We start from the raw sequence: 4,921 nt of genomic DNA, 5'->3' as shown, positions 1-4,921 counted from the left end.
AGTGTTGGGTCTTCGACCTGGTTGGGGAAGTAGTCTTCCATGGTGCCCTCGCGGTACACGTCAGCAGTCGCACAGTGCAGACCGCCACCGAACGCGTAGGCATCGCGGAAATCAACCGGAATCGGGTTCATGCCAAGCTTTTCCATCTGCTCAAGCTGGTTAACCTCAGAGGCCTCAACGATGACGTTCTTGTGATCAAGAACAAGACAGTTCATCGACAGCCACACCGAGGAGTAGCACAGCGGCGGCGGCTCATCGTGAGCCGGCTGAGCCGCATCAACGATCTGCCAATCATTGGCTTCGAAGATCTTGCGCTGCTCTTCAGGCAGACGACGCTCAGGGTTGTTGATGATCAGACCCGGACGAAGCGGCACGAACGTCGCATCGATGTGGATCGGGTACGGGTCACCGGGGAAGTTCACCGCGTGGATGCGGTGCTCGGGGTAGTAGCGCTTGAACCACTCCATCGCCTTGCGGTTGGTCGTCAAACCATGCTGGATGAAGAGGTCCTTGCCAATACGCAGCACGTCAGCCGCATCCCACATCGGCTCCACCTCAGTGGTGACGAAGTCGAGGTTCGCGGTACGCTCCAGACGCTCCTCGAGGGAGATCTTCTCATCGTAGTAGTTGTGCTTGTACGACTTGTCCGTCAGACGCGGGCGCGGGGCCTGGGTCCACAGGAACTCCGGATCCTCCTCGAAGTACTGGTTCATGAGCGGCCAGTACGCAAGGTACTCGAAGTAGCGGCAACGGAACGAGTTCGCCGACGCCATGATCTCATTACCGATCGTCAGCAGGATGTCACGAGGAGGCATCTGCGTCATACCCGACTGCGCACGGAAGTCCGGGGTGATCATCGCCTGGTTCCACTGGATCGGAGTCGGGCGATCAACGATAACGCCGCGGCTCTCCAGCTCCTTCGCCAAACGATCGAGGGCTTCGTTAGCCTTCTCCACCGTCTCCGTGGGGCGCGGGCCCCACATTCCGCGCATCTCCGAATCGACGGGCACCTTCTCCGAGGTCGCCGGCTCCTCATCAGGAATAACCGAGAAATCAGCCTTGCCGACAATAACCCGCTTCAGCGGATCAAAGTCATTCCAAGAATTGACAATCTTTGTCATGGTTCATTCATCTCCTAGTTGCCCAGGTCTACCCCGGCGCATTTCTCCTTGCCGCTTGACAAGAATGTCTGTGTATTAGTTGTTTTCGGTGGACAATGCCCCTGAGGCACGGGGCTCGTTCTCAACGGTGTTGTTCTCGACGTGTGTCGTCGTCTTCTGGAGTGGATCGATCTCGACGAGCTCAAACTGCATCGGATCATCCTTGAGCCGGTTCACACGTTTGAGAGTCACGAACGTCAAGAGGATGATAACGAGCGTGTATGGGACCGCCCCGATAATCGTTCCGGTTTGCACCGTACCAACGACGTTCTCCCCTCCGATGCTGAGGAGGAGGAAGGCGATGAGAGCGATTCCGATAACGAGCACCGATCGGTAGATCCTTGACGAGTGGCCGTCAGATGAAGACGCAAATCCCGCAAGTGCGTGCACGCCTGAATCGAGCGACGTGACGTAGTACGTACCGACGAGGATCGTTGCCGTGAGCAGGAGGATGAACGTTACCCACCCGTACGGAAGCTCCTGCAGCATGGCAAACAGACCGCGAGAGGTGTCTTGCGCTGTCGCTTCGGAGACGGCTCCACCGGACTTTTCGTCATAGTGCAACGCGGCACCGCCGACGATGCCGATCCAAATTACGCAGATGGCGGTGGGGATCCCGAGAACGCCGATGACAAACTCGCGCAACGTTCGACCTCGGGAAATGCGGGCGATGAAAGAGCCAACAAACGGCGAGAACGCCCACGTCCAGCACCAGATGAAGACGGTCCAGTTTCCGTTCCAGCTGTCCATCCAGTTGAGAATAGGCTCCTGTGACAGTTCCGCCTCTGTCCACAGGCCCATCCACGGCGCGTTGAAAAAGTACTGCCCAATAGACTGCGGAAGGACAGAAAGGAGATAGACCGTCGGGCCCGCCAGCAGGACTCCGATAACGAGGATAATGCTCAGCACCGAGTTCGTTTCGCTGATGCGCTTCATGCCTTTTTCGATGCCGATGTAGACACTAACCGCAGCGACAACGCCAATACCGACAATGACCGCCGTACGCATCGCAACGGAATTCTCAATTCCAAAGGTTTCGGAGATCCCCGATGAGAGCTGCATGGCGGCGAACGCAAAGGAGGTCGACAAGCCGAAGACGGTCGCCAGGATGACGATGACTTCGATGACGACCCCTGCCCCAGGCCGAATCGCCCTGGGGAACGCGCTGACCACGGCATCACGGAACGTCAGGGGGCGCTTCATGTTGTGGAACGAGATTGCGAGACAGATGGCGACCAATGAATAGATCGCCCACGCGTGGAGTGACCAATGGAAGTAACCCCAGATCAGCGCTCCATCGTTCGCTGTGGTCGCATGGACGCCTTCGAGCGGATTATCGTCCCTGACGAGGATCGGCTCGGCAACCGACCAGAAGATCAGGCCGATACCCTGCCCACTGGCAAACAGCATCGAATACCAGGCGAAGTTTCCGTATTCCCTCTTTGCGCCGCGTCCACCGAGCACGATGTTGCCGCGTCGACCCACCGCCATATAGATGCAAAAAACGAGGGCAACGGTCGCGAGAGTGACGAGGTACCACGTGAGGTTATCGGTCACTGCTGTGCGCAGAGAGTTGATCAGAGACGCGGCGCCCGTCGCGTTGAGTAGGGCCAGTGCGACGACGGCCCCGATGAGGACCACGCTGATGATTTGGATCAGAGTCTCGTCGCGATGCCGTCCCCTGCCCCGTTGAGGCGCCGTCTTTAGCTCCGAGGTGTGGGGGCTCCCCGGTGTACTATCACTTGTCATGTTGTCACGCCTCTTCTAGCGCAGCCGCTCGTTGACGACTTGCGACAGCCCGTCGATAACCGACTTCGTCAGCATCCTTCCCTTGTCAGCGGAGGAGGCGGCCGCCGATGACAGGCAACCAGACTCCGGCGTGAGCGAGGGGTCGACGGGGAAGAGGTCGTAGAGGGGTAGCTCTGCCGGAGGCAGGTCCATGACCTTGTCCATCTGAACGAGCTCGGGGAAATACTCGAGCATGATCGATGTCTCCATGACGCCGCCGTGTTCAACATCCCAGCCGGGGAAGCCGTCAGGGTAGAGTTCGGCGATCGTCTGATCCGTGACAAAGTCCCAGTACGAGAGGAGAAGGACTGTAGGCGTAGCGTCGCCGGCCGATGCGATGTCCCTCATCGCGAGTTCGACGCCTTCATATACGAACTGGTAGTTCTCATAGTGTCCGTTGATGAACGCGATCTTGTGCACGCCGTGACGAGTGAACTCACGGACGAGCGTTCGGCAGGTCTCCACAACATGAGCGGCATCAAAGCCGAACGATCCGATAATGTGGTTGCCGCCGCCGGAGCGTTGCTGAGACTTGTAGCCGGTCCAGATCGTCGGTCCCACGAGGGAGTCTGTTGCCTCCGCCGTCAGCTCTGCCATCTTGGTCGAGAGCATCGCGTCAGTGTACAGAGGCATGTGCGGACCATGCTGCTCAAGAGCACCGACAGGAATGAGAACAGTGGCGTCGCCGTCCTTGATCCGTTCCCTGTACGTGAAAGCATCGAGTCGCGTGATGTTGACTTCGTGATTGGCCATGGTTTTCTCCAAACTGTGAGAGGTGAATCGACGTTCGGACTACTGCATTCGCGCTGGCAGTCCCTCGGACGCATCCACTTCCGCTGGTGCAGATTTTCGGGTCGAAGCGAAGATTTGGAATATGCCACCGAAGAGGATGAGTGCACCGCCGAGGGCCTGAATGAGGGTCAAGCTCTCGCTGAACAATACGATGCCGAGGATGGTCGCCATGATCGTCTCCTGATAAGAGATCGTGGCAAGCTCGCCTGCGAGCAGAATCTTCGAGGCGACGGTGAGTAGGTAGAACGCGACCGCGCCGGTAATGAAGGCTGCGATGACAAGGACAATCCACCCACGAGTCGTCATCTCGGACAGATCCGGCTGGATAATGAAAGTGAGGATGAGGAGCGTAACAACGGCGAAACCGAAGTTTGTGAAGGCCCTGACGTCCGAGTCGACGTCTTGTCGATAGCGGCTGACAAAGAGGTAGAGACCGTAGGCGACACCTGATCCGAGAGCGATGAGGTTACCGGTCATGTACTGAGGGTCAAGGTCGAGTCCGACCGTCAGGCCGTCACCTTCCGTGTAGTTGATAATGCCAATAATGAGAAGGCATCCGAGGAAGACAGAGCTGAGCGATACGACCGTAACCTTTGTGAACGGCTCTTTGAGGAAGATGCTCGCGAGAATCGTCGAGTAGATGGGGCCGGTGTAGATGAGGAACGCTGCGTTTGCCAGCGTTGTCAGTTGCGTGGACCAGACGTAAAGGCCAGACAGCAGACCGAGGAAGACGCCGCTCATGACAATAGAGGGCGTGATCTTGAAGCCCTTAAACTTAACGAACCTCTTAGCGAAGAGGAAAATGAGGGTCATCATGATGAGACCCGCGATGCTACGGCAGAGGGCAATGAAGATACCTGGTGCCTCGATGTATCGTGCGAATGCGCCGATGCCGCCCATTGCGCTCGAGGACAGGAACATCGTAATGAAGCCCTTGAGCTTGGTGCTTGTCTCGGTCGTTGCCATTAGTGGCGCTCCTTCTGTTCACGGCAGCGTGTGCCCTAAAGTAGTGCCTCGTCGACTCCGAGTATCAACCGACGAGGGTGGGGCTAGATGTACTGACCGGACAGGTTGGTTGAGGCAGTGCGATGACACGCGCTGACTTGTGACGTGAAGAGAGGGCCTTCCGCGATTGAGTGGGAGTTGCGAAACCAGCACTCCGAGGAAGGCCCTCCGTATGT

At 57.7% G+C, this 4,921-nt stretch carries 4 protein-coding genes; all 4 read right to left on the bottom strand.

What is annotated here, in order from left to right; genetic code table 11:
- Positions 1-1,121: serine/threonine protein kinase (locus tag H7E91_RS11300; RefSeq protein ID WP_182355220.1), on the bottom strand; the 1,121-nt coding region annotated here is incomplete at its 3' end.
- A gap of 75 nt (positions 1,122-1,196) precedes the next feature.
- On the bottom strand, positions 1,197-2,909 hold the full coding sequence (locus H7E91_RS11295) for a BCCT family transporter (RefSeq protein ID WP_182355219.1): 1,713 nt from the start codon (positions 2,907-2,909) through the stop codon (positions 1,197-1,199).
- 15 nt (positions 2,910-2,924) lie between these two features.
- Positions 2,925-3,701 (bottom strand): creatininase, encoded by a 777-nt coding sequence (locus tag H7E91_RS11290; RefSeq protein WP_182355218.1) that lies wholly within the window; start codon positions 3,699-3,701, stop codon positions 2,925-2,927.
- Between the two features lie 39 nt (positions 3,702-3,740).
- A complete protein-coding gene (locus H7E91_RS11285) occupies positions 3,741-4,706 on the bottom strand; it encodes a DMT family transporter (protein WP_241698568.1) in 966 nt (321 codons plus the stop codon).
- Positions 4,707-4,921: the final 215 nt, after the last annotated feature.

This window comes from Flaviflexus huanghaiensis, assembly GCF_014118685.1.
Lineage (GTDB): Bacteria > Actinomycetota > Actinomycetes > Actinomycetales > Actinomycetaceae > Flaviflexus > Flaviflexus huanghaiensis.
This window is presented reverse-complemented; position numbering and strand designations above follow the sequence as displayed.